Annotated in this window: 1 protein-coding gene; it reads right to left on the bottom strand. The window is 56.0% G+C overall.

The window, feature by feature from the left end; genetic code table 11:
- Positions 1 to 478: 478 nt before the first annotated feature.
- The gene (gene zapE, locus HMPREF3055_RS04670; protein ID WP_005506346.1) at positions 479 to 1,534 is read right to left on the bottom strand and encodes a cell division protein ZapE; all 1,056 of its coding nucleotides are present in this window, start codon (positions 1,532 to 1,534) and stop codon (positions 479 to 481) included.
- Positions 1,535 to 2,137: the final 603 nt, after the last annotated feature.

Raw genomic sequence — 2,137 nt, 5'->3', positions numbered from 1 at the left:
TGAAAGTCCCTCCGAAAAGGAAGGGAAATGTGCCTGTGGGTCTGCTAAAGCCGCTGGGTACCCTCGCCCTCAATGAAAGTCCCTCCGAAAAGGAAGGGAAATAGCTACCCGAAAATAGCCCGCAACCATGCGGCAGAAACGGGTGCTTCGCGAGAACCTCGCGGAGGCTACACGCAAAATTATACACTCCAACCACATCTACCCCCGCATAACTCCCTGGCAAGGGAAGAAACCATGCGAGCGACACGCCATGTTCCCGTCACGTACCAGGTTCTCGCTCACACAAAGACCCCCGCCGGGTGCTTCCTAAGCGACCCGGCGAGGGTCCTCACGTATGAGAGGGGTTGGCGCGGTTCAGGTAAACCAGACTAACCAAGCTAACCATGCAAACCGGGCGAGCTTCGAGTCTCACGGGACTAGAAAGAACAGCGCATCAAAACCCGAGCCGGCCAAAGCTCGGCCCCGGCGAACAGCGGAACTAGCGCTCCGCCTCCTCACCCAGCATGCCCTCACGAGCCAACGCAGTCAAACGAGACACCGCACGGAAATACTTCTTCTGATAACCACCAGCCAGCATCTCCTCAGTAAACACCTTGTCAAAAGGCACACCCGAAGAAACAATCGGCAAGTCCTTGTCATACAGGCGGTCAGCCAACACCACAAAACGCAGCGCCACCGACTGCTCAGTAATCGGGTGAACATCACGCCACGCAATACCATCCAGGCCATCAATCAGCTGACGGTAACGCGACGGGTGCACCTTCGCCAGGTGCTCCACCAGGTCAGCGAAGTTATCAACACCAACAGTCTGGCCGCCGAACACTTCCTCAACCTTCGCATCAAACGCATCATCAGCAACAGGCTCCGGCGCAGCAGGCAGGCCACGGTGACGGAAATCCTCACCATCCACACGGTGCACCTCAAACTGCGAAGCAAGCACCTGAATCTCACGCTTAAAATCCTCAGCCGCAAAACGGCCCTCACCCAGCGCACCAGGCAGCGTATTCGAGGTCGCCACAAGCTTCACGCCAGCATCCGCCAGCTCACGCATCAGACGAGACATGAGCACCGTATCACCCGGATCATCCAGCTCAAACTCGTCAATGCACACCAGCTTGTAGCTGCTCAACGCCTCAACCGTCTTACGGAACGTCAACGCACCCACCAGGTTCGTGTACTCCACAAAAGTACCGAAAGCCTTCGGGCCATCCACATAATGCCACAGCGACGCCAACAAGTGAGTCTTACCCACACCAAAACCGCCGTCAAGGTACAGGCCAGCCTTCGTCGAATCCTTCTTCTTGCCACCAAACAGGCGACCAAAGAAACCGGCACCAGCGCCGCCACCATTAATCTTGTCGCCAAAATCCTTCAGCTTCTGCACGGCCTCAGCCTGCGACGGCTGATTCGGATCAGGAATGTAGCTATCAAAAGACACTTCACCAAAACGCTCAGAGGGGCGGAAACCCGCCAGCAACTCATCAGCAGAAACGCGAGGGATGCGGTCGGTCAAATGTACGGTCGTGGTGGGCACAAAAACTCTTTTCTTCAGTGACGGCGATGTGACTTCCGCTTTAAGTGTAGTACTGTCTAACACCCCGCGTGAGCCGCATGAGTTGCCCGCCACATTACGGGCATGAGGAGGGAATGGGGTGGGATATGCGGGAGGGGCTGCTGGGCTGGGACACGGAGGGCGGGAATGCGAGGGCATGGGCGTTCGGGTGCGGAGGCTGAGGTGGTGTGTGTTTTGGGCAGGGTCTGTCTTGGGCGGGTGCTCTTGGGTGGGCGCTCTTGGGTAGGCGCAGTGTTCGATAGGTTAGTGTCTTCGCCGTGGGTTTTAAACCCGCGAAGGAGGCAATAGCCTATCGAATATTCCCTTAACCTATCGACTATTACTCTGCCCCGCTATCTACTCCCCCTAGATTGCTGTTCATTCTTTCGGTCCGCGGCCCTCTCCCCTGGTCTGCTGCGGGAATTCTTTTATCGGGGAACACTCACCGCTACATGTAAATTCTTTGCGTGCAGGTACTTATTTGATGCATAAAGCATTGAGGTATTCGTATGGTGATGTTTCGTCGCTGTAGCACCCAAAAGAATGCAAACGACCGCAAACATGCGGTAGGGTGGTAACTGTAGT

It is taken from the genome of Rothia sp. HMSC061C12, assembly GCF_001815755.1.
Taxonomy (GTDB): Bacteria; Actinomycetota; Actinomycetes; order Actinomycetales; family Micrococcaceae; genus Rothia; species Rothia mucilaginosa.
Note: the sequence above shows the minus strand (reverse complement) of the source record. Positions and strands in the feature narration are given on the sequence as shown.